The sequence below is a fragment of the Lacipirellula limnantheis genome (assembly GCF_007746075.1).
Lineage (GTDB): Bacteria > Planctomycetota > Planctomycetia > Pirellulales > Lacipirellulaceae > Lacipirellula > Lacipirellula limnantheis.
The window spans coordinates 4,366,774-4,389,498 of the sequence record NZ_CP036339.1 but is presented as its reverse complement, the minus strand read 5'-3'; the positions used below and the strand labels follow the sequence as shown (position 1 = coordinate 4,389,498).

Here is a 22,725-nt window from a genome sequence, read left to right as displayed (position 1 = left end):
GCGGAACAATACGGGCGCACTGATCCCAATACCCCGCAAGGCTTTAGCACCGGAGGCGCGAGTTTGATGGGTCTCGTTCACAAGAAAAACTGTAACGTTGCCAGCGGGCTGTTCGCCCTCGTGGCGATCGCGGCGGCCGTCGGCTGCCAACCTCCGCCGCGCGTCGAAGAACCGGCCGCGAAGGCAGAGGAGGCTTCGGCCCCCGCCGCGGGCGACGCCGCCAAGCCGCCGAGCGAAGAGCAGGCCGCCAACGCATCGGCGCCGGCCGAGACTGGCGCCTCAACCAAGGAGCATGAGTTGATTCCACGCAGCGTATTGTTTGGCAATCCGCAAAAGGCGTCGGCGCGTATCAGCCCCAACGGCAAGTGGATGAGCTATCTCGCCCCCGTCGACGGCATCCTCAACGTCTTCGTGGCGCCGATCGACGACATGTCGGCCGCCAAGCAAGTGACCGACGACAAGACGCGCGACATCCGCGGCTACAGCTGGGCGTACACCGGCGAGCACATTCTTTACAGCCAGGACAAGGCCGGCGACGAGAATTGGCATGTCTACGCTACCGACGTCACCACGGGCAAAACGACCGACCTGACGCCGCTGGAAAAAATTCACGCCCAGATCGAAGGGGTCAGCGAAAAGTTCCCCGACGAGATTCTGGTCGGCCTAAACGACCGGATTCCGCAGTTGCATGACATTTATCGGGTCAATCTCAAGACGGGTGAGCGAAAACTCATTCAAGAGAATCCAGGTTACGCGGCATTCATCACCGACGACGACTACAACGTCCGTTTCGCCTTCACCTACACGGAGGATGGCGGCAACGAACTCCTGGAGCCCGCCGACGGCGATGCCGGCAAGCCGGGCGACAAAGGCATTGCCGAGTGGAAGACGTTCATGAAGGTCGGCCCCGAGGATGCGATGTCGACTTCGCCCGCCGGCTTTAACAAAGACGGCACGGTGCTTTACCTGCTCGACAGCCGCGATCGCAACACGAGTGCGCTCTTCTCGATCGACCTGAAGACCGACGAGAAGAAGCTCGTCGCCGAGAATCCGAAGGCTGATATTGGCGAGGTGCTGGTTCACCCGACCGAGAAAACAATCCAGGCCGTCGCCTTCACCTACGACCGCACCGAGTGGGACATTCTCGACGACTCGATCAAGAAGGACCTCGACTATCTTAAGACCGTCGAAGACGGCGAAGTGATCGTCACCAGTCGCACGCTCGACGACCAGCAGTGGACCGTGGCGTTCATGCTCGACGACGGGCCGGTGAAGTTCTATCGCTACGACCGCGGCGAGGGGAAGGCGCACTTCCTGTTCAACAGCCGCGACGATCTCGAAGGCTATCCGCTGGTGAAGATGCATCCCGTGCTGATTCCGACGCGCGACGGCAAGGAGCTCGTCTCTTATCTCACGCTGCCCGCCGGGAGCGATCCTGACGGCGACGGCGTGCCCAATAAGCCGGTGCCGCTGGTGCTGAACGTGCATGGCGGTCCGTGGGCGCGTGATGCCTGGGGCTTCGACCCTGAGCACCAGTGGCTTGCCAATCGCGGCTACGCCGTGCTGGCAGTGAACTACCGCGGCTCGACCGGTTTCGGCAAGTCGTTCGTCAACGCCGCCAATAACGAATGGGCTGGCAAGATGCACGACGATCTCATCGACGCCGTCAATTGGGCGGTCGAGAAGGGGATCGCCCAGAAGGACAAGGTCGCCATCATGGGGGGCAGCTACGGCGGCTACGCGACGCTCGTGGGGCTCACCTTCACCCCCGACGTGTTCGCCTGCGGGGTCGACATCGTCGGCCCGTCGAGCTTAGTGACGCTGTTGGAGAACGTGCCTCCCTACTGGGCGTCGTTCATGCCGCAGATGAAGATGCGGCTCGGCGACGTTGCTACCGAAGAAGGCAAGGCGGAACTGCTGAAACGTTCGCCCCTCTCGAAGGTCGACCAGATCAAGAAGCCGCTGCTTATCGGCCAGGGCGCCAACGATCCGCGTGTGACGCAGCTCGAGGCCGACCAGATCGTCAAATCGATGGAGGAGAAGAAGATTCCAGTGACCTACGTCCTGTACCCCGATGAAGGCCACGGCTTCGGCTTGGAGCCGAACCGCAAGTCGTTCAACGCCGTGACGGAGGCGTTCCTCGCAGAGAACTTGGGCGGGAAGTACGAGCCGATCGGCAATGACTTCGAGGGATCGTCGATCCACGTCCCTGCAGGCGCCAAAGAGGTGCCGGGGTTGGACGAGGGGTTAAAGGCTGATCGGAAACAGATGCCGCCGAAGCCCGAGGCGCAACCGGCGGAAGCCGAAGCGTAAAGTCGACGAAGGCTAGCAGCAGTCACCCGAGGTACTCCAAGGGGTCCGGCTGTTTAGCTTAGTGAGCAGTAAGGTGTCGGGAGCCTTTTGCCACTGGGGACGTGGATTTGCGTGGAAAGCATCCAGTGGCAAAAGGCTCCCGACACCATAAATTCTCTGCAGAAAATCTCTTGCTAGAACTCGATCTTCTGCCGACAATAGCAACTGCGATGAATGCGTATCTGTATTACTTCTGGTTTAGCTTTACCGACGGGCGCCGTCGGGCCGGAGGTTGTGCATAAACGAATCATCGCCAAGCACCTAACCAACCGAAGCCCCGGGCGCCCTAGGACGCCCGGGGCTTTTTTCGTTTAGGGAGGTCAGGTGAGTAGGTGTTTAGGTGAGTAAGTAAAGCGTCATCCAGAGCGAAGCGAAGGATCTGGCGCTTACAAAGCGTTTCTAGATTCTTCGCTCCGCTCAGAATGACGGGAGTGTCAAACCGTTACGCCAATTCACTTACTCACTTAAACACCTACTCACCTCAATCCACTTCATAAGGACCCCAACCCATGTACTGGAGCTCATCCCGATGATCGTCGTCATGAAACGTTCTGCCACCGACGCGGATATCAATGCCATGATTGCACATGTGGAATCGAAGGGGCTCAAGCCCAACGTCATCAAGGGCTCGGAGCGGACCGTTATCGCCGTCGTCGGCGACGAGCGGATTGCGGGACTGGGCTCGCTCGAAAGCGGCCCCGGCGTCGACGAGGTGCTGCCGATACTCGCGCCTTACAAGCTTGCCAGCCGCGAGCTAAAAACCGAGCCGACGGTGGTGCAAGCCCGCCAGATGAAGGTCGGCGGCGCGAATATCGGCGTGATGGCCGGCCCCTGTTCCGTGGAGAGCGAAGAGCAGATTCTCGCCTCGGCACAGGCCGTAAAGGCGGCAGGCGCCACGGCGCTGCGCGGCGGGGCCTTCAAGCCGCGCACCAGCCCCTACAGCTTTCAGGGGATGAAGGAAGAAGGCCTGAAGCTATTGGCCGCCGCGCGCGACGCGACGGGCCTGGCCGTGGTGACCGAGGTGGTCGCTAGCGAAGACGTCGATCTCGTCTCCAAATATGCCGACGTCCTGCAGATCGGCGCCCGCAATATGCAGAACTACCGCCTGCTCGAAGCCGCCGGCAAGTCCCCGCGGCCAGTATTGCTGAAGCGCGGCCCTAGCGCGACGGTCGACGAATGGTTGCTCGCCGCCGAGTACATTCTCGACGCCGGCAACCCAAACGTCATGCTCTGCGAACGGGGCATCCGGACGTTCGAGACCCACACGCGGTTCACGCTGCCGCTCGCGTCGGTGCCGTACGTCCAGGCGAAGACGCACCTGCCTGTCGTGATCGATCCCAGTCACGGCACGGGCCACACGCATCTGGTGACCGCCATGGCCCGGGCCGCCGTGGCCGCAGGCGCTGACGGCCTGATCGTCGAGGTCCATCCAAATCCCGACAAGGCGATGAGCGACGGCTACCAATCGATGAACTTTCATCAGTTCGCCGAGATGATGAAGCAATGCGGACGGATCGCGGCGGCGATGGATCGGGAACTGGGGTAGCGGTATTGCAGCCCCTGGCTCCGCAACATTATGCAAACGCCATCAGATCGTTTCCTCGTCGCAAGTGGTTTCTAGCGGCCTGGATGCAGAGTTTGGCGTTCACCCAGAGGGTGACGCGCGGCAGTCGCCTCACCCAGTTGGGGAGTGGTCCGAGCCCGCCGCCGAAATTGGTGAGTTGAGCGAAGCGTTGCTCGATGTACGTCCGCTGCTTGAAGAGTGCTTGGCCATCGGCGGTCGTCAGCAGTTCGATCGACTGCAAGCGGCCGATGCTGTGGCGGCGGTGGCCCAGCGCTCGTCCCGCGCGACGCTGCGGAGCGATCAACGTCACGCCCGACCGTGCGGCGATCTCGTGCAGCGGGTTGCTGTCGTAGTTGCCGTCGGCCAGGACGCAGCCTCCGCCGACTTGCGGCAAGAGTCGCCGGGCGACCGTCTGTTCGCTCACGTTGAGCGGCTGGATTTCGCACGCCACGAGCGCATCGATCGTCCAGACGGCGTGCAGCTTGTAGCCGCGGGCCGGGCCGCCGACGCCATGCCCGCGCGTGGCGTCGGGATCCTTGCTGAAGCCTCCTACCGGCAACGGCTTACCATCGAGGAAGCTCACCTCCGGCGGGTGCGGGCCCTGCCAGCAACGCTTCCTCAACCGCTCGATCAGTTCCACGGCCGCCGCCGTGCGGAGACGACGGCTCGCCGTCGATTGGCTCGGCAGCCGCACCTGCCATGACGACGGCCAATTCTCCGGCCGACACGCCCAACTCACCGGTCGATCGTGGATCACCGCCCAGAGATAGACGCCGACGATCCAACTGACCGAACAGACGTGTCCCGAACGATCGCTGCATAACCGCCGAGTCAAACGGTATAGTACGCTCCAGAGTTCGCGTTCCATGGCTCACCTCCTAGAAACGTGTCAGGTCTCTAGGAACAGCCTGGAACGCGGGCCTTTTTACCGCTAGCGACGCGTGCTAGCTATTGCATTATGTTGCGGAGCCGGGGGGTAGCAGATCGCTGGGCAACGCGTACGAGAATGGAAACCAATCCCCTGGCCGAGCCAGGGGCTGGCATGGAGATCGCATGTCAACGATTGACCTCGAAGCTTAATGACGCTTACTTTAAACGAATGCGTTACGCCGGCCCTGCGAGCCCTACTGGGCCCGACGAACAAGCTTAGCTATAGATTTCATCGAAAAAGAGTTCCATTGCACCAATGTCAATGCCATCCCCTAATACATAATCGTTGTCGGAAATCCGGTCGACGCCACGTTGGTCAAACTCTAAGTCCCAGTCATCTGCGTAGTCGTCAAAACCAGCGTCAATCGCCGCGCTGTCATAACGTAACGCGTGCGTCTTGGTTGATCCGCCGTAGTAGCTAAGCGACTCAAGTCCCGAAGGTTCCGCACCACTCAGCACGATATTCCCACTATTGTTGTTGAGCAATCCGCCGCTTCCGCCCAATCCAATCAAGTTATAAGAGCCTGAGTTGAAATTCAAACCTGCGACATTGTTTGCAGCCGCCGATAGATTCACGTTATCAGTGACAATCGAATTGCGTATCTGGACAAAGGCGCTTCCAGTCAAGGTGGCGGAGTAAACACCGCCTCCGCTTGCAGCCGTGTTGAACGCAATTGTGGCACTTATGATGGGTAGAAGCACCGTTGAGCTGTCTGCGTCCCGGTAAAGGTATAACCCGCCGCCCTTTCCGCTAGCGCCGGCCACAGTATTTCCCGAGATAGTCGAATTAATGACCTGTAAACCTGGTTCGCTATCCAAGTCACGGTGGTCGTAAATGCCTCCGCCCGCACCGTTCGTCCCGACGGTATTGCCCGATATCTCACTGCTACTAACCAATAAACGTTCGACGTTCTCGCTATAGATGCCGCCTCCTGCATTAGACGCTGCGTTTTCGACCACTCGAACGCCCCTAAGAGTCAGATCAGCATCCGATACCCAGATGCCGGCGCCAACGTCCGAAGCCCCGCCGGTAATCGTCAGCCCCTCCAGCGAGATTGGTTCGTCACCGGGAATAGCGTTGATATAGAACACGCGAGTCAAGTCATTGCCGTCAACGATGACATCATGAGCTCGCGGCCCGGCAAGCGAAACGCCAGCTGGTATTGTCAAGGAGTCCGGCGCGCTGCCTGCGTCTGTGCCGTCATAGCTCAGGACAATATGCGCGGGAGAAGTTGTGTACAACGATTTGTCGAAGGAGATCGTTTCGCTGCCGGCTAGCGCTCCTGCAAGGGCCAGCGCCTCGCGCAACCGGAGCGACGCCACCGTGGCGGTCAGATTGATCGCATTGTTCCGGTCGCCGTCGCTGCGAACTATCAGCGCCGTACCGACGCCAGCTTCGTAGGCGCCAATGTCGGAACTGCCGCCGATGCCATTGGTCACTGGCAGGTCGTAGTCGCGAGCGTAACCTCGCTGATCGAACGCAGAGGCAATCGAGTCCTTGCCGGCATCGAGCGCCGGGCTATTCAGCAATAGGGCGTGCGTCTTGGTCTTCCCGCCGTAATAACCCAACGGCGCCAGGAGGGGATCGATAAGCACCGTGGCCGTCCCGACCTTGTTACCGGTCACGTTCGTCAGCCCGCTACTGCCAACTTGGCCAATGAGATTGTGCGAACTGGCGCCGCCGCCCGTCACGCTTCCCGACACGTCGTGATAGGTGGTATTGGAAGCCGTGTTCTTCGCGACGATCGTATTGTGCAACGTGACGACGGCTGCCGAGGAGGTATTGTAAATCCCGCCGCCCAGCCCCGCGGTCGCCGGGGGAATGGCGCTATTGTGCGCGATCGTCGAATTGGTAATCGACGCCGTCATCCCTGCGCTGGAAGCGCCCTTTTGGAACAACAACGCTCCGCCATTGCCGTTCGACCAATTGGCGGAGAACGTGCTATTGTGGATCGACAGATTCGTCGTCCCAGTCTCGTTGCTGTAATAGAGGATGGCACCGCCGCTACCAGACGTGTTGTTGGAGAAGGTGCTGTCGGTGATGTTTAGCGCCGTCCCCGCTTTGAAATTTCCCGAGATCGCTCCGCCTCCGGTGTTCGCCGTGTTCAGGCTGAACGTGCTGCGGGCAACGGTGAGCGCCCCGGTGGCGTTTACGAAGATTCCGCCTCCCTTGCCCCCGGCTTGATTGCTGACGACGTCGACGGAGCTAAGCGTCAAGTTGCCGTCGGTGAGAACTGCCCCGCCCACGCTGCTGCCGCCGGTGACTTTTCCGCCTGTAAGCTTCATGCCGCTGATCGTGGCGTCGACCGTCGAAGCACTGAGGTGGAAGATTCGGCTAGAATTGTTGCCGTTAATGGTTAGTTTATCGGCCCCGCGGCCGACGATGCGCACATCGCTATCAACCGTAAGTTGCGATCCTAGGGTAATTTCACCGATCCAAGGCGCGAATAGAATCATGTCATTACCGGCCTGATTTGCCGCCAACGCCAGAGCCTCGCGCAAGCTAATGTCGTTTTGATCGTAACCGGCGGGATTAAGAACCGGATCATCCAGTTCATCGTCTGCGGTGGTGACGATCAGCGCGGTAGGATAGTCAGGAAGCGCTCGGCGATCGTCGTCGTCGACATCGCCGTCACCATCGATGTCGCCCCCGCCGCCGCCACCATCGTCGTCAGTAGGCGGTTCGTTCCAGAGCCTCCAGATTGAAGAAAATCCTTCATCGTCCTCCGACGGATCCTCCGTCGCTTCGAATGATGTTTCGATCGAGAGGGTGGCGGATCCAGATGAGATTGCGTTTTCCACGCCGGTTGACGGACTTGACGCTCGACTATCGCTGCGGGCGTTTTGACCGCTGCCGAAACTTTCACTGGCATCCAGCGTGACTACATCTCCTGAGTTTATCGCGACTGTAAAGCGGAGTACGATCGCAAGTTGTACGTCTAATGAGTATACGAACGGTTGAGCAAAATCGGTTACGGCGAATGTGTCTTGCGTCCCGCCGGGTCTAGTTACAGTCAATTGCGTCTGTTGAATGCTGCCGGCGTCAACGCCATCTGGACCGATGGATCTAATCGACGCATCTCCATCAACTCCAGCCACTACAGCACCATTTACAAGCAACTCGCCGAAAAAATTCGAAATTGCCTGCGAATAAGCACCCTTATTAGCATCGGTCGACGCCCATAACCTTGCAGTCAGGACCACGCTCAAGATACCGTCAGTTTGGGCCGTGTAACTTCCGTCCAACGTCGTCGCGCTGCTTCTTTGAGTGCCCGCGAGGCTACCTGCAAACTCGGCGGCTGACGCAGTTGCAATGGCTGTGTGGGCGGCCGAAGCGAATAATTCCGGCGAACCCGAAGAGATCGTACCTGCAGATGTCGCTATATTGTTTGCGGTCGCTCCATTGGCACCCGCGATTGAAGATGCATTTAGTCTAGTGCCAAAGTCAGTGGTTCGCGAGAAACTTGAGGAAATTCCCTGCTGGCTGCCAGCCGAAGCTGTGGTCGAAACGTTGTTAATGGCTTCGAACGACCCCGCGTTTGGCGTGAAACTCAGAACCCGCCGATCTTCGAGGCACTCGATACTGAGCATCGTGTGCTGTTGAATGCACTGAGCCTTTCGAGGAAATCGCTTAGTACGCATGCGCATATCTCCTAAGCTAGCGGTGGCAGATGATAACGAGTGACCGCGCGCCTTGCTCGTCAAAGATGATCGCATTTACAGAGTATCCGACTTTTAGGGTTTGTATAAAACTTAGTCGGATATGTCAAGAATTACTCAGGAATTCTGAGAAATATAATGCGAGAAAGAGGCCGTAATTTCTAATACATGTCCTAACTTGAACTAGCGCGTTCGAGGTAGGAAGCAGCGCAGACGGGCTTCATGAGTCCCTGGTCGAGGGCCGCCTTCCGCCATGCGTCGACGGCGGCCTGTTCGAGGGCGTCGTAGTCGTCGTAGGCGCGTTGCTCCAGTAGTGACTCTTGAGATAGTGCCAGAGATTCTCAACGGGGTTAAGCTCCGGACTGTACGGCGGCAGGGTGATCAGCGAGACGTTCTCCGGCACGATCAGTTGCTTGCTGGCGTGGAAGCCGGCTCCGTCCCAGATGATCGCCGCGTGCTCATCCGCCGGCAGCGACGCGGCAAACTGGGCGAGGAACACGTTGACGATCTTCGTGTTGAGCTGAGGGCTGAGCAACCCTTCGGCGCGTCCTGTCTCCGGACAGACGGCCCCGATCACCCACAGGTACTCATACTCGGTCTGGCGAATCGCGGTCGGCCGCGAGCCTATCGTCGCCCACACGTTGGTCGTCGTTCCTTGTTGGCCGAAGCGGGACTCGTCCTGCCAATAGACGCGCAGACGCTGGCCCGGGCGTGCCGCAGCCAGGGCGTGCAACCGTGCCGGCAAATCGCGGACGAACTGGGCCTGCGCCTCGGGATTAGCCTGGCGATGCCGCGGACGCGGTCGCAGGTACGAGTAGCCCAACCGATGCAGCAAGTGGTAGACGCCGGCGAGCGAACGCTACACGCCGAATTCCTGCTTGAGCAAACGACGTACGTCAACGCCACGCAGCGAACAGACGCCGTCTTCGGCCGTCGGCCCGGCATCCAGTCGGCGCCGAATCTCGGCCTCTTGCTCACTCGTCAGCGGCGAGGTGGGACGCCGGCCTCGCTGATCGTCCAACCCCGCCAGGCCCTGGGCGTTGAAGCGGTACACCCACTGCTGACACACGCGCCGCGACAGGCCGACCGCCATGGCGATGGGCGGGGCCGTCCAACCCTCCATCGCCAAGATGACCGTCCGCAGACGCTTCGCTTGGCCGGCGTCCTTCTCACCGCGCTCCAAGCGCTTCAACTCATCCAGCGAAAGACGAGGCTCCACCTCCATCGCGACCTCCTCATCAGGTTGGTCGACACAGTATGATGGGTAAATTAGGCGGGCGCTAGAGGAGGCGCGCTGGTCTTACTTGCGATGCGTATAACTGCGTGACTACGCCCGTTCGAGTACGTCCAGGCGTGGACCTAACTGCGCTGAATTGTGCAGCGCTCGAATTGTTGCCAGCCGAACAATCTGCCGACAGTTTCATTTCCGCCCGGCGGGCGACTTCTTGCCGCTGACGTCGATCGTCACGCGGTTGGGAGACGGGACGTCGTCGCCAATTTCCACGCCGCGTTTGAAGTCGATGCTTTGCGCGGGCTGGCTGACTTGAACCGTATAGTAGCCGGCCGGCAGGCCTGGCATTGATAGTTCACTCCCCGTAAGTGCAACCCCACCGGCGACTGAGGTGCCGCTATAGGCCTGCTTGCCCTCTCCCAGCGCCGCGGGGTCCGGGGTGAAAGTCACGACGGCTCCGTCGAGCGGGGCGCCATTCGCGGCGACGTTCAGTTGGAACGCGATGATGTTCGACTGCTCATCATGCTTGCCAAAGCGAGCTGTCATTTCTTCGAGGTCGATGGCGCCGTCTTTGTTTGAGTCAATGCGCGATAAGCCTTCCAGTAAGCCGGGCGAAGCGGTCAACTCATCAGCCGCTACTTTCCCGTCGCCATTGGCGTCGTAGGACTTCATGACTCGCGCGGCCGCTTCGCCCGGCGTACCGTCGCGAAGTTGCGACACAGGCGACCGGCCGCCGCATCCAACTGTGCAGCAAGCTGAAAGTCCGATGACAACGACGGTGGGAACGGCGTAACGCCAGGAAGCAACGAATTGCATTGGTGAGAGCTTCTTTAGTACGAGCCGTCGAAGAACTGGTAAGGTCCGCTAGTTTCCGCCCGCGCGACCGCCGTCGTTGCGTGCGGCCATCATTTCAAACTCGGGCATGTCCACATCGAACGAGATACTGCGGACGGATCCGTCGCAAAACGCGGCATTGAAGATTGATGCGTGAGCGCTGCCAAAACGCAAGGTGCAGGCTTCAGGTCCCACCTTGGGATCAAGAAATGTGTCGGGTTTGGGTTCGTAATTTGGAAGGTCCGAGCGGCCCCAACGAATGACGTCCCAGTCGTAGCCCTGGTACGCCGAATTGTTGTCAGCACAGGTATTTGGCGTGGTTGAGCCAACGGACTCTCCGTAGAAATCAACATAAAGGAATTTTTCAGCAAATAGCATCGTGTTAGACGTGCCGTCGGTGACTTGCTTGAGTTCGACTGGCAGGCGCGGGACAACGGCGCCGTTCATGTAGTTGCCTACATTGCCCAAAGTATATGGTCCCCAACTGCATGCGGGATACTTAGTAACGCAATCAGCGGCAGGGCCATCATAGAATCCAAGCGCAGGTTCGGGACCAGAACCGTCTCGGTCAGCGCCGACGGCGGGGCTATAGCTCCCGCCGTTGGCGGCGTAGTCAATTTTCGCGACGAATTTGCCGGTAGAGTCATTGGCGTTCTTCGACGATTCAGGACCGTAGTACGTGACAGGGCTTCGACGGCTCGGGCAGTAGAAGGCGGTGACCGGCAGCGCTTTTTGCTTGGCAAGCTCAAGACGTTTTTGAGCGGGCGCTAGCCCCTGACCAACAACGTAGACGCTGACATTCTCGAAATAAGGAAGAAGGGAGAACGCCCATCCTCCGGGTTGCTTCTCGCCCGAGCCCATGTCCGGGTCGCCAGTCCACAGATATCCCCACCCGCCAGGCGGCAGCGCACGGTTGGCTGACTCGCAGTTCAGTGCAGCGAGAGAAATTTGCTTCAGGTGGTTCGTGCATTGGTTCCGCCGCGCCGCTTCCCGCGCCGCTTGTACTGCCGGGAGCAGCAGCGCGACCAGCACGCCGATGATTGCGATGACCACCAGCAACTCGACCAAGGTGAAGGCGCGACGCGCGCGGCGATATTCCATAGCGGGCCCACCAAAAAAAAGGGGCTGAAATTGTCGGACAGCGATAGATGAGTCTTACGAACCATGGCGCCGCGAAACCCGCTCGGCGACCGATGGTCGCACCCTCGCGGATGGCGCGGTGACTTCGCGTTAGGCCGCCCCGACCAACGCGCAGTTGACCGATAAGTTTCGCCTGACGCCGCAATCCCCACCAGAAGGGTATGCGTCAGGCTTCGGGCATCTTACGACATTTCCGACGGCTTGTCGCCCGCCGCTGTAACCGCCCGACGTGCGAGAACGCGAAAATCCGCCGTGGCGCGGTACCGGCTCAGAATTCGCAAACTGCCCAATCTGAAGAGAACCCCGCAGTCGGGCGGCGCTGCCCCGTCCGGCGGCGCCTGCGGCAATCCACGCCTAACGCCGGCGACATTACCGACTTGCGAGATTCGTTGTGGCCAACAGTTGCTTCTCGGCGAGCCACGCCGCAATCGCACGCTGGACGGTCGCCGGCTGGCGGACGATCAGCAATCCATGAGCGGCGTCAACCACGGTTGCCCTGGAGGCGTCAGCGGGCGCCCCCGCCGCTGCGGCGATGCGCTCGATCTCAGCGGTCAGACTGGCGTCGCTGGCGAGCGCCTCGGAGCTGAGTCGGTAAATCTCCACGAGGGGCGCGGAAGCTGCTTTTTCCTGCGACGTGATCTCGATCGTCCGTTTGTCGATCGGCCGCCAAGCGAGACCGAGCGGCGAGAGGACCTCGTCCAGCGCGGCGTCCCACGGCTTGCCGCTGGAACTGCAGGCAATGCAAGTGTTCGGCCAGAGACGTAAGTCGGCGAGAACGGGCCAATCGACGAGGACGGCGACCTGCATCTCTTCCTGCCAATGGCGGAAGATTACGCGGAGCGGCGTGTACTGCGAGAAGGTGAAGGTCGCCGGCTCGCCAACCCGCGCCGCCAGGGCGACGGGCGCGGCCTCGGCGCCGATGAGGGCCGCCGGATATTTGCTGCGCGGCGCAAGGCCCAAGGCGGCGCGACTGCGCTCCAGTAGCAGGAGGATATCGTATTGCGTCGCTTCGCCGGTTTCGATCTTCACTTGGTTACCGTCGACTGCGATCGTTCCGGCGCCGCCGGCGGCTTGCCAAGATTCAGGGGCGACGACTTTTTGAATCGTGTCGACGAGTTGCTCGACCGCCGCGGGGTCGCCCGCCAGGTCATCGACGGCGTAAGTCACCGTGCGACGTGGATTGTTGCCGCCGTGAATCAGGACAATTTGATCGTTGACGACCACCGGGTCCAGTCGCAAGGGCTTGAGCGCGGCGGCGAGGAACGCCTCGATCGTGGCATCCTTGACGTCGGCGGTGGCCGGCTGTCCGGCGGAGACGGCCGCCAGCCGCAACTGCTCGGGCGCGACGCTGATCGGCAATCCGCTCAGTTGGACCGAAAGATCGAGCAGACGGCAGAGCGGCATGTTGCTGACCTTCAGCTCCCGCGTCTTTCGGGCGAGGAGCGTCGCGACGTTGTTTCCGGGGGCGCCGACGGCTTGTTCGTCCCGGCGGACGGCGGCGACGGCGCTCGGCTCGTCGACCGGCGGCGTGGCGTCGGCCGGCGCTTCCTGGGCGGCCGGCACGCTTAGTTCGACACCTTGCTCTTCGCCGGGGAGCCGGCTGGCCGCCAGCGGATCTTGGGGCGGTCCACTATAGAGCGTTGAAAGATTCAGCCCTTCAGGGTCGATTTCGAGCGGATCGATGCGCAGCTTAGGTTGGTCGCCGATGGCCGGCTGGCCGGCGGCGGCATCAACGGCGGGGGGCGTTGCGGCGGCTTCGGCAGGAGGGTCGGGCGCCACGGCGACATCGCCGCCGTTATCGTCAGTGGGGGCGTCGCCTTTCGGCTCGGCCTCGGCGCTGGCGACCGCGGGCGATTCGACGAGAGGAACGCCGGCAGGCGCTGCAGCATTTTCGGGGACTTCTGTCGCCGCCGCCTGCGGACTTTCAACGCCAGACGCCGCTAGCGCAGGGGGAACTGGTGCGCCCTGAGCTGGTTCGGCGACGGCCGGGGGAGGCGTAGCAGCGGTTGGCGGCGACGGGGCGGCGGTTGGGTCCGCGGTCTTCGCCGCCACTGCCGGGCCGGGGTCGCCGCTCAATAGCGTGAGCGCCGTCGCCACGATCGCTGCGCCGGCGACCGCGCCGCCCACGATCATGACGGGAAATTTCCAGGCGACCCACAACGACTTCGTTGGCCTTGCAGCGAGCGATGGCACGGCCTGCGTATCGGCATCGATTGGTTCGGCAAAAGCGGACTCAATACCGTTGTTTGCAAGCGTTGCCGACGGAGTTAACGGGAGCGATGCAGGGTGGGCCGGCACATCGCCGATCGCATCAACGGCGTCGTCGAACGTCGCCGTCAACGCGGATTCCGCTGGTGTGCCCACCGGCGGCGCCGGCGGGGAAAACTCCGTCCCGGCGTCGGGGGCGTCAAAGCTATTGATCGCCGGGGTGATCGCGGCGGCCGCTGTGCGCTCCTTGGCAACTCGAGCAGCGGCGGGCCCCGTGGCCACCGCGGTTGAGTCACTCGTCGGCGTTTTCGCCGCGGCGACGTAGCCAGCCGGTGGCATCACCTGCACCATCATGCTGCAGCGCGGGCAGGCGATGATCTGGCCGATCATCGACTCCTTGCGTACCGTGAGCACGGCGCGGCAGCTGACGCAGGTGATTTTGAATGGTTCCACGCGCCGATCCTAATCGACTCTGGTCTCTCTGTTCCAACGATCGCAACGGGTACGGCGAGCCGTGCAGCTAGCCGGCCCGCCACGCGGTCCGGGCGCGGCGCCGAACCGCTCGGCGGCGCCAACCCGGCGGGCGTGGCCCTCCGACTACTGGCCGTTGTCTACCCGCTTTCGGGCGGGGGGCGCTCTACACGTCTCATTGTACCCAAACCGGCGGCGTTTAGCGGCTGGGCGCGCGAAATGGTTCAGGGAGCTGATCGCCCCGTTTGGCGGCGGCCGTTCGCGTCGTGACGATAATCCGCTCCGCAGCGCCCGTTGTCGTCGGTTCGATGACGTAGACCAGCTTTTGCCGTGGATCTCTGGGGCCGGTGGCTTGGCGATCGGGGTTCGCCCGCAGCAAAATTTCCAGCAAGATCTCGCTCGCGGGGCGGTCGCGGAGGTCGAGCCCCAGCGACTGGTTTTTGGTGATGCCATCGAGTTGCAGGTCGCCGCCAGCGATCACGATCTCAACGCCGACGTCCTCGGCCAAAAGTGCCAGCGCTTGCTCCAGCGATTCTTTCGTAAAGCTGAGCGACGTTTTCGCCGCTAACTTTTCTGCGACGGAAACGCGTAACGGCGGGCCGGCGTCGTTCGGTGCGGAATGTTCGGCGCCGTCGCCATGCGGTTGGGTAAGTAACAACTCGCCCGCCATGAGCAGATTGTGGCCGGCCGCGGCGGGAAGATACGACCGGACAATTGCTTCGCCATCTTCGTCCCCGGCGCGAGTGTAACGAGCGAGCGTCCGCAGCATGCCGGGGAGGCGGGCGATCACCTTGCGGCCGTAGACATGCCACGGTTCGGCGAGGACCATTTCCTCAACTGCCGCAGGCATCGCCGCCACTCGGTCGCGCAACTTGGCGGCGAGCCGCCGCGGCGGGATGTTCAGCGCCGGCGTGGCCCGCAGTTCGGCGAAGAAGTTATCGCCCCAGTCAACGCTTAGGGCGATGGCAGTCGCTTCGTCGCCGAGCAGCCAGCGGAGTGCATCGCGCAACGGCGCCGCATCGGCGGCGAGAAGCTCGTGGCCGCTCGCTTGCAGGAATTTCGGCGCGACGATGAGCGTGACATCGCGATCGGCGTCGGTGTGCTCGACAAGCGCCTCGATGTCGCGCACCAGCGGCGGCGCATCGCCCGCCGATTCGATGAGTTCGGCAGCCAGGGCGACTGACGTCACGACGAGCACAGGAGCGGGCCCTTGGGCGACAAAGTAAGCGCGGCCATCTTGGGTGTACATCGTGAGGCCCGCCAACTCGGTGCGCCTCGCCGCGGGGAACCGCCCGGCGAGCGCGGCGCCGTCGAGTGGAGTCGCAAACTCCGCGCGAAGCGTGGCCTCAAGTTGATGGTCATCGTTCACAGTCACCGCAACGAGCAGAGATTCGATTTCAGTCCAATCGCTGCCGAGAATTGCCCGCAGCCGATCGACTGTGGAGCGGCCCCAAGGACCGAGCGCGGCGATAAGACGCTCACCTTCCGGACCGTTGGCAACCGAGGCGGGACGAACGTGAAGCAAGCATTGAGTGCCGGCGGGGACGTAGGCGAGCGAGATCGGCGCGCCGTCGGTCGGGGGAGCCCAAAGGAGTTGGCCCGAGGGATCGTCGACGACTTGCGCGGCCGACGGTTCGGACGACGCGATCGTCGCCGCGGATGGGTCGCTTGGCGCCGGTGGCGCTGTTTGCGCCGTCACGGGCGCCGCTGGTTGCAATGGCGGGGTTTCGTCGCTGCTTAAGAGGTAGGCAATTGCGGCGATGCCGAGGAAAACTGACGCCAGGGCGCTGCCCATCCATATCCGCGCGCGGTCGGCCCGCTTCCGGGGTAGGGAACTGCGCGGCGCTCCGGCGCTGCGAGTCCTCGGTGAGTTTCCCTCAGTCATCGTTGCTAGACCGCCCTCTAGAACTGCTGTCGGCGCCCGTTCGTAGACTGAAATAGCGTAGACTTACGGAGAGGCTGCGTTGCCCGCGCACTGCCGCCGTTTTATTATCCACCAAGCCGGCGATCCCACCACCCAGGCCACCGCAAGCGAAACCAGCGATGAAATCTTCAGAGGCGGCTCAGTTTTACTTCAGCCGTGCCGCCGACCAGCTCGGCGTCAACGAGAGCATGCGGCGGCGGCTGATGATCCCACGCCGCGAAATCCAAGTTCAGGTTTCCTTCGAAACGGACAAAGGCGAAGTCGCCACCTACGTCGGCTACCGCGTGCAGCACAACAATGCGCGCGGACCCATGAAGGGGGGCTTTCGCTATCACCCGCAGGTCGATCTCGACGAGATTCGCAGCCTGGCGGCACTGATGACCGTGAAAACCGCGGTGGTCAACATTCCCTACGGCGGCGCCAAAGGCGGCATCGCCGTCGATCCCCGCACGCTGAGTCTTACCGAAAAGGAGCGGATCACTCGCAAGTTCATCGATCAGATTCACGACGTCATTGGGCCCGACATCGACATCCCGGCGCCCGACATGGGGACCGACTCCCAAACGATGGCGTGGATCATGAGCCAATACAACAAGTACCACGGCTTCAACCCCGGCGTCGTCACCGGCAAACCGGTCGAGTACTACGGCATTCCCGGTCGCGAAGAGGCGACCGGTCGCGGCGTCGGCATCCTCACGCTCAAGGTCCTCGGACGGCTAGGCCGCAAGCCGCAGCAGACGCGGGTGGCGATCCAGGGCTTCGGCAACGTCGGTTCCCACGCCGCCAAGTATCTCGCCGACGCCGAGTGCAAGGTGGTGGCGATCAGCGACGTTAGCGGGGCCTATTATCGAGCTGACGGTCTCGATGTGCTTAGCGCCATTCGTCACGTCAATCAGAACAACAACTCGCTCGCCGGTTTCAAGGAAGCGGAAAAGCTGCCCGGCGACCAATTGCTAGAGCTCGACGTCGATGTGCTAATTCCCGCGGCGCTCGGCGGCGTCATCCACGAAGCAAACGTCGATCGAGTGAAGGCGCCGATCATCATCGAAGCAGCCAACGAGCCGGTGCGACCTGAAGCTGACGAAATTCTGGCGAACAAGGGAACGTTGCTGCTGCCCGATATCCTCGCCAACGCCGGCGGCGTGACCGTCAGCTACTTTGAATGGGCCCAGAACCGCCAGTTCTACCATTGGAACCTTGACCGCGTGCGGCAAGAACTGGAGCGGGTAATGTCGCAAGCGTTCGAAACCGTGTGGGACCTGTCTCGCGCGCGGAAGGTCAGTTTGCGGACGGCGGCGTTTATGGTGGGCATTGAGCGCGTGGCGAAGGCGACGGCGCTGATCGGCGTGGCGTAGTAGCCGCGGCTCAACGAGCCGCCGGAGCGTGACTTCGAACCCGTCACCCCGACGTACTCCGAGGGGTCCGCTTCGCCTTCCCCTGCCTAGCCGCTTCGGCCGGTCGTTGACCGGCGACTGCAGGTTCGCGTTCACCAGCGATACCAGGGGCCGAGCCAGAATGAAAAGCAGAAGGCAGCGAAAGTCGGAACCGGGCAGGTGTCGCACCGTTAGAATTCAAGAAGATGCTCGCGGCGTTGGCTGGGCTGAGAGTCGATTGCTCCAGCGGCTGGTTGAGCTGCAGCTACTCGGATAATTCTAGCAGGATTTCGGCGGCTCTCGTCACTTGTTCTGCGGTCACGTCCAGATGCGTCACCGCGCGCACGCGGTACTTGCCGAATGGGAACATGCCGACGTTCTGCTCGCCGAGCTTCTTGCAAAACTCGGCCGCCGTGCCGAGGCTCGGTTCGACCTCGAAAATGACGATGTTCGTATCGACTTGCGGCGGGACGAGCCGCAGCGAGTCCGATTGGCGGATGGCGTCGGCGAGGATTTGGGCGTTCGCGTGATCTTCAGCGAGTCTTTCGATATGGTGGTCGAGCGCATAGCTTGCCGCAGCGGCGAGCAGACCGGCCTGCCGCCACCCGCCGCCAAGAGCTTTGCGAAGGCGGCGGGCCCGCTTGATGTGATCGCGTGTGCCGACGAGGGCCGAGCCGACGGGGGCGCCAAGGCCTTTGCTGAAACAGACGCTCACGGTGTCGAACAGGCTGGCCCACTCTCGCGCTGCGATGCCGCCGGCGACGACGGCGTTGAAGAGGCGGGCGCCGTCTAGGTGACGCGCCAGGCCGCATGCGGCGGCCCAGGCGGAAATCTTTTCAACTTCGGCGAACGGCAGCACACGCCCCCCGCCGCGGTTGTGGGTGTTTTCGAGGCAGACCATCCGCGTGCGGGCATAGTGAACATCGTCGGGCCGGATCTTGTCTTCGAGGTGGCCCACGGTGAGTAGATGCCCCTCGGCGGCGATCCCGCGCCCATAGACGCCGAAGAACTGGGCCGAGGCGGCCTGTTCCTGGTTGAGGATGTGGCACTCGGCCTCACAGAGGAACTCGTCGCCGGCGGTGCAGTGGACCCGCACGCCGAGTTGATTGCCCATCGTGCCGCTGGGGACGAAGAGGGCGGCTTCCTTGCCCAAGAGGTCAGCCGTTTGCTCCTCTAGCCGGCGGACCGTCGGGTCTTCGCCAAAGACGTCGTCCCCCACCTCGGCGGCTCCGATGGCGGCCCGCATGCCGGGGGTGGGGCGAGTGAGCGTATCGCTGCGGAGGTCGATCATGGGGAGGGGAGGCTGGAGGGTTCAGTTGTGGGTGCAGGTGTTCGGGGCGCGGGCCTTCATTCATCGCATAGCTCAGAATGACCGTCGAACAGGCCCGTTCACCCATTGGGGGTGAAACGCTTGCCCGCCGCGGGTACCTTGGAACATTCCCCACTATCTAGCATCCAGTACCCAGCATCAAGCATTGTCGCCATGCCGCTCGCCATTCCCCGCATCGACACGTGCGACCCTGGTTCAGCGGATCAGATTGCCGCGTTGCGGGCGAAGCTGGCCCCCGAGGGGAATGTCGTCAGCGAGGCGGGACGGCGGAAGACGATCGAAGTCTTTGGCGTACCGCTGACGCCGGTGCAGGTGGTCGAGCGGATTTGCTTCGACGTGCGTGAGCGTGGGCTGCCGATGCTGCTCGAGTACACGGCCAAGCTCGATGGCAAGCAGCTCACCGCGAGCGAACTGCGCGTGCCGGCCGCGGAACTGGCGGCGGCCCACGCGGCCGCCGATCCCAAACTGCTCGAAGCCGTGAGGCGAATTCGGAAGCGCATCTTGGCGTTCCAGGAGGCGATCCTCCATCAAACCGTGACTGTGCAGACCGAGCATGGCGGATATCTCACGCAGCGTTACCTGCCGCTGCGGCGAATCGGAGTCTGCGTGCCGGGCGGCGCGGCGGCCTATCCCTCGACGGTGTTGATGACGGTCGTTCCGGCGCAAGCCGCGGGAGTGGAGCAGATCGCCGTGGTCGCGCCGCCGACGGCGTTTGGATCATACAACCAAGATCTGTTGGCGACTTGCCATGAGTTGGGCGTCGCCGAAGTCTATCGCGCGGGCGGGGCGCAAGCCGTGGCGGCGCTCGCCTACGGCGTTGAGGGCTTGGAACGGGTCGACAAAATCGTCGGCCCGGGCAATCTGTTCGTCGCGCTCGCCAAGAAACTTGTCTTCGGCGAAGTCGACATCGATTCGATCGCCGGCCCTAGCGAGGTGATCGTCATCGCCGACGAGACGACGCGGGCCGATTTTACGGCGGCCGATCTGATCGCTCAGGCGGAGCACTCGCCAGGATCGGCGATTCTCATCACATGGCACGCGCCATTGATCGAGGCTGTGGTCGCGGAACTGGAGAAGCAACTAGCGACCTTGGAACGCGGCGATCTCACGCGGCCTTCGCTGGAAGCGTTTGGAGCGCTCGTGCTGGTAAGGAACGCCGATGAAGCCGTGGCGCTCGCCAACGAACTGGCGACCGAGCATCTCCACTTGGCGGGGCCGGAGGCCGAGCGATTGGCCGATCGCATTCGTTACGCCGGGGCCATTTTCCTTGGCTCTTTTACGCCGGTGCCCGTGGGCGATTACGCTGCTGGCCCCTCGCACGTGTTGCCGACGGGAGCGACCGCGCGTTTCGCCAGCGGCCTGTCGGCCAACGATTTCCTCCGGACCAACAGCATGATCCACTTCACCGAGCCGGGCCTCGCCGCCATTGCCGGCGACGTCCTTACCCTTGCCGCAAAGGAAGGCCTCACCGGCCATGCCAATAGCGTGGCGATCCGATTGAAGAAGTTAATTCGTTAACCACCAAGACACGATGGCGCCAAGAAACACTCGCAGAGTCTTTCGGTTAAGTCAGCCTTTCGGTTAAGTCAGCGCTCTTAGCGGTTCCTAAGTTTGTAGTTCTACGTGAACCCCTTGGTGTGTTAGTGCCTTCGTGGTTAACTCCTACGAACATAATTAGAGCAACAATGTTCCGAACCAATATCACCGCGATGCAAGGCTACGTCCCCGGCGAGCAGCCGCAGGGAATGGAGTACGTCAAACTCAACACCAACGAGAATCCGTACCCCTGCTCGCCGACGGTCAAGGCGGCCATCGGTCGCGTTCTCCAGGTTGGGCTGCAGCGTTATCCCGATCCGTTGGCGACGGCCTTTCGCGAACGGGCCGCCGCGCTTCTCAAGGACGAAGTCCCTGGCATCACGCCTGATTGGATCATGTGCGGTAATGGCAGCGATGACATTCTTACGATCGTCACTCGCAGCTTCGTCGCGCCGGGGGGACTGATTCGCTTTCCGCGGCCGAGTTACGTGCTGTACAACACGCTGGCGGCGATTCAGGGGGCCGACTCGGAGACGGTCGAATTCGAGAGCGACTGGACGCTGGACGAACGATTCACGGCGACCGACGAGCGGCTGCAACTAGCCTTCCTGCCGAATCCGAACAGCCCGACCGGGACGGTCATCGCACCGAGCGGCGTCGCCCATCTGGCCGCCGCCCTCCCCTGCCCGCTTATCGTCGACGAGGCTTACGCCGACTTCGCCGAGACGAATTGCCTAGGCCTCGTGGCGACGAACGAGCGCATTCTGGTGACGCGGACATTGAGCAAGTCGTACAGCCTCGCTGGTTTGCGCTTCGGTTTCGTCGTCGCTCAGCCGCAGGTGATCGAACAACTCAATAAGGTCAAAGATTCTTACAACTGCGATTCGCTGAGCATCGCCGGCGCCACAGCGGCCATCGACGATCAGGCTCATTTCGTGCGGACGCGTGATGCAATTCTCGCGACGCGGCAACGAATGACGAGTGCATTGCGCGGTCTCGGGTTCGACTGTATCGACTCGCAGGCCAATTTCGTCTGGTGCCGGCATGGCCAGCGCGACTCGCGAGAACTCTATCAGCAGCTCAAGGACGCCGGCGTCTTGGTTCGCTATATGAATTACGCCGGCTGGGGCGAGGGCCTGCGCATCAGCGTCGGCAGCGACGAGCAGTGCGACCTGTTGCTTGCGAAACTCGCCGCAATCGTTTAGGAATTAACCGCGATTCACATTGGGTTCTTAGGAAAGCGACCATGGAAGAGTTGTTCACGGTTAATTCAATGGCGGCCTTGGCAACGCTCTCCGTACTGGAGATTGTCCTCGGCATCGACAATGTGGTGTTCCTGGCGATCCTCACCGGCAAACTGCCCGCCCATCAGCAGCCCAAGGCCCGCACGCTCGGACTGTTGCTAGCCGCCGTTGGACGCATCGCCCTGTTGTTCGCGATCTCGTGGGTGATCACGCTCGACAAGACGGTGCTGTTCGATTTGCCGTTTCACATTCCCGGCTCGCACCCGGTCGTCGCGGAGATCGAACCGGGCGAAGAGCAAGCCGAAGTGACGCCGGTGAAGACCAACGACCCGACGAAGGTCGACAGTCCGGCCGTGGTCGAGGCGCTGGAAGAAGGCGGCACGCCGATCACCGCCAAAGATCTGGTGCTGATTCTGGGAGGCCTGTTCCTACTTGGTAAAAGCACCTGGGAGATCGGCCATCAGTTGGAACCGCACCACGCGGAAGGGGGAGCGAAGGTCTACTCCTCGCTCACGGCGGTGCTCGCGCAAATTATTGCGATCGACCTCGTCTTCTCACTCGACTCGGTCCTGACGGCCGTCGGCATGGTGCAACCCGACGATTATGAGCACCGCTGGGTAGCGCTGGCGATCATGATCAGCGCGGTGGTCCTGGCGATCGCCGTGATGATTGCGTTCAGCGGGCCGATCGCCAATTTCGTCAACAAGCATCCGAGCATCAAGATGCTGGCGCTGTCATTCCTGATCCTGATTGGCGTCGTCCTGGTCGCTGAAGGACTCCACACGCACATTCCACGCGGCTACATCTACTTCTCGATGGCTTTCTCGCTGCTGGTGGAGATGCTCAACTTGCGAGCGCGGCGACACGTCGCCGAGGAGCGCGAAACACTGGAAGCGATCTAAGCGAACTCACAAAGCGGCGATGCCGA

The 22,725-nt window shown here is 62.0% G+C and carries 14 protein-coding genes and 1 pseudogene; 6 read left to right on the top strand and 9 right to left on the bottom strand.

Features of this window, described 5'->3' with window-relative positions; genetic code table 11:
- The first annotated feature begins 66 nt into the window (after nt 1-66).
- Together I41_RS16900 and aroF are read left to right on the top strand one after the other, a co-directional pair.
- The gene (locus I41_RS16900; RefSeq protein WP_145434085.1) at nt 67-2,313 is read left to right on the top strand and encodes a S9 family peptidase; all 2,247 of its coding nucleotides are present in this window, start codon (nt 67-69) and stop codon (nt 2,311-2,313) included.
- 580 nt (nt 2,314-2,893) lie between these two features.
- On the top strand, nt 2,894-3,898 hold the full coding sequence (aroF, locus tag I41_RS16895) for a 3-deoxy-7-phosphoheptulonate synthase (RefSeq protein ID WP_246133691.1): 1,005 nt from the start codon (nt 2,894-2,896) through the stop codon (nt 3,896-3,898).
- Between the two features lie 28 nt (nt 3,899-3,926).
- Here aroF and I41_RS16890 read toward each other — a convergent pair whose 3' ends face one another.
- The 8 genes and pseudogenes from I41_RS16890 to I41_RS16855 form a co-directional block, all read right to left on the bottom strand.
- Entirely contained in the window at nt 3,927-4,784 is an 858-nt protein-coding gene (locus I41_RS16890) for a transposase (protein ID WP_145429769.1), read from the bottom strand.
- Nucleotides 4,785-5,062: 278 nt separating this feature from the next.
- On the bottom strand, nt 5,063-8,488 hold the full coding sequence (locus I41_RS16885) for a choice-of-anchor Q domain-containing protein (protein WP_145434083.1): 3,426 nt from the start codon (nt 8,486-8,488) through the stop codon (nt 5,063-5,065).
- A 238-nt stretch (nt 8,489-8,726) separates the two neighbouring features.
- Nucleotides 8,727-9,350, bottom strand: a pseudogene (locus tag I41_RS16880) (IS630 family transposase); the annotation flags it as partial.
- A 15-nt stretch (nt 9,351-9,365) separates the two neighbouring features.
- Complete coding sequence (locus I41_RS16875; protein ID WP_145434081.1) at nt 9,366-9,731, bottom strand: helix-turn-helix domain-containing protein; 366 nt, start codon at nt 9,729-9,731, stop codon at nt 9,366-9,368.
- Between the two features lie 195 nt (nt 9,732-9,926).
- Nucleotides 9,927-10,553: an EF-hand domain-containing protein gene (locus tag I41_RS16870; RefSeq protein WP_145434080.1), complete on the bottom strand. Its 627-nt coding sequence runs from the start codon at nt 10,551-10,553 to the stop codon at nt 9,927-9,929.
- A 48-nt stretch (nt 10,554-10,601) separates the two neighbouring features.
- Nucleotides 10,602-11,672, bottom strand: a complete 1,071-nt coding sequence (locus I41_RS16865; protein WP_145436386.1) for a DUF1559 family PulG-like putative transporter — start codon at nt 11,670-11,672, stop codon at nt 10,602-10,604.
- A 408-nt stretch (nt 11,673-12,080) separates the two neighbouring features.
- The gene (locus I41_RS16860; protein WP_145434079.1) at nt 12,081-14,372 is read right to left on the bottom strand and encodes a hypothetical protein; all 2,292 of its coding nucleotides are present in this window, start codon (nt 14,370-14,372) and stop codon (nt 12,081-12,083) included.
- A 217-nt stretch (nt 14,373-14,589) separates the two neighbouring features.
- Complete coding sequence (locus I41_RS16855) at nt 14,590-16,185, bottom strand: hypothetical protein (protein WP_145434078.1); 1,596 nt, start codon at nt 16,183-16,185, stop codon at nt 14,590-14,592.
- A gap of 248 nt (nt 16,186-16,433) precedes the next feature.
- On the opposite strand from I41_RS16855, the gene I41_RS16850 reads away from it, so the two are divergent.
- Nucleotides 16,434-17,669, top strand: a complete 1,236-nt coding sequence (locus I41_RS16850) for a Glu/Leu/Phe/Val family dehydrogenase (RefSeq protein ID WP_145434077.1) — start codon at nt 16,434-16,436, stop codon at nt 17,667-17,669.
- Between the two features lie 283 nt (nt 17,670-17,952).
- Here I41_RS16850 and I41_RS16845 read toward each other — a convergent pair whose 3' ends face one another.
- Nucleotides 17,953-18,978 carry a threonine aldolase family protein gene (locus I41_RS16845; protein WP_145434076.1) on the bottom strand — a complete coding sequence of 342 codons (1,026 nt, stop codon included), beginning with the start codon at nt 18,976-18,978 and terminating at the stop codon, nt 17,953-17,955.
- Nucleotides 18,979-19,170: 192 nt separating this feature from the next.
- On the opposite strand from I41_RS16845, the gene hisD reads away from it, so the two are divergent.
- The 3 genes from hisD (at nt 19,171) to I41_RS16830 (ending at nt 22,699) form a co-directional block, all read left to right on the top strand.
- Nucleotides 19,171-20,535 (top strand): histidinol dehydrogenase, encoded by a 1,365-nt coding sequence (hisD, locus tag I41_RS16840; protein ID WP_145434075.1) that lies wholly within the window; start codon nt 19,171-19,173, stop codon nt 20,533-20,535.
- Nucleotides 20,536-20,702: 167 nt separating this feature from the next.
- A complete protein-coding gene (gene hisC, locus I41_RS16835; RefSeq protein ID WP_210420978.1) occupies nt 20,703-21,758 on the top strand; it encodes a histidinol-phosphate transaminase in 1,056 nt (351 codons plus the stop codon).
- A gap of 41 nt (nt 21,759-21,799) precedes the next feature.
- Nucleotides 21,800-22,699 (top strand): TerC family protein, encoded by a 900-nt coding sequence (locus I41_RS16830; protein ID WP_145434074.1) that lies wholly within the window; start codon nt 21,800-21,802, stop codon nt 22,697-22,699.
- The last annotated feature ends 26 nt before the right edge of the window (nt 22,700-22,725 follow it).

What these genes read in the sequence shown, in the direction of transcription:
- I41_RS16865 (WP_145436386.1), bottom strand. Translation starts at nt 11,672, where the DNA reads ATGGAATATCGCCGCGCGCGTCGCGCCTTCACCTTGGTCGAGTTGCTG.
- I41_RS16855 (WP_145434078.1), bottom strand. Translation starts at nt 16,185, where the DNA reads ATGGGCAGCGCCCTGGCGTCAGTTTTCCTCGGCATCGCCGCAATTGCC.
- I41_RS16830 (WP_145434074.1), top strand. Translation starts at nt 21,800, where the DNA reads ATGGAAGAGTTGTTCACGGTTAATTCAATGGCGGCCTTGGCAACGCTC.
- I41_RS16885 (WP_145434083.1), bottom strand. Translation starts at nt 8,488, where the DNA reads ATGCGTACTAAGCGATTTCCTCGAAAGGCTCAGTGCATTCAACAGCAC.
- I41_RS16850 (WP_145434077.1), top strand. Translation starts at nt 16,434, where the DNA reads ATGAAATCTTCAGAGGCGGCTCAGTTTTACTTCAGCCGTGCCGCCGAC.
- I41_RS16890 (WP_145429769.1), bottom strand. Translation starts at nt 4,784, where the DNA reads ATGGAACGCGAACTCTGGAGCGTACTATACCGTTTGACTCGGCGGTTA.
- hisD (WP_145434075.1), top strand. Translation starts at nt 19,171, where the DNA reads ATGCCGCTCGCCATTCCCCGCATCGACACGTGCGACCCTGGTTCAGCG.
- I41_RS16900 (WP_145434085.1), top strand. Translation starts at nt 67, where the DNA reads ATGGGTCTCGTTCACAAGAAAAACTGTAACGTTGCCAGCGGGCTGTTC.
- aroF (WP_246133691.1), top strand. Translation starts at nt 2,894, where the DNA reads ATGAAACGTTCTGCCACCGACGCGGATATCAATGCCATGATTGCACAT.
- hisC (WP_210420978.1), top strand. Translation starts at nt 20,703, where the DNA reads ATGTTCCGAACCAATATCACCGCGATGCAAGGCTACGTCCCCGGCGAG.
- I41_RS16845 (WP_145434076.1), bottom strand. Translation starts at nt 18,978, where the DNA reads ATGATCGACCTCCGCAGCGATACGCTCACTCGCCCCACCCCCGGCATG.
- I41_RS16875 (WP_145434081.1), bottom strand. Translation starts at nt 9,731, where the DNA reads ATGGAGGTGGAGCCTCGTCTTTCGCTGGATGAGTTGAAGCGCTTGGAG.
- I41_RS16870 (WP_145434080.1), bottom strand. Translation starts at nt 10,553, where the DNA reads ATGCAATTCGTTGCTTCCTGGCGTTACGCCGTTCCCACCGTCGTTGTC.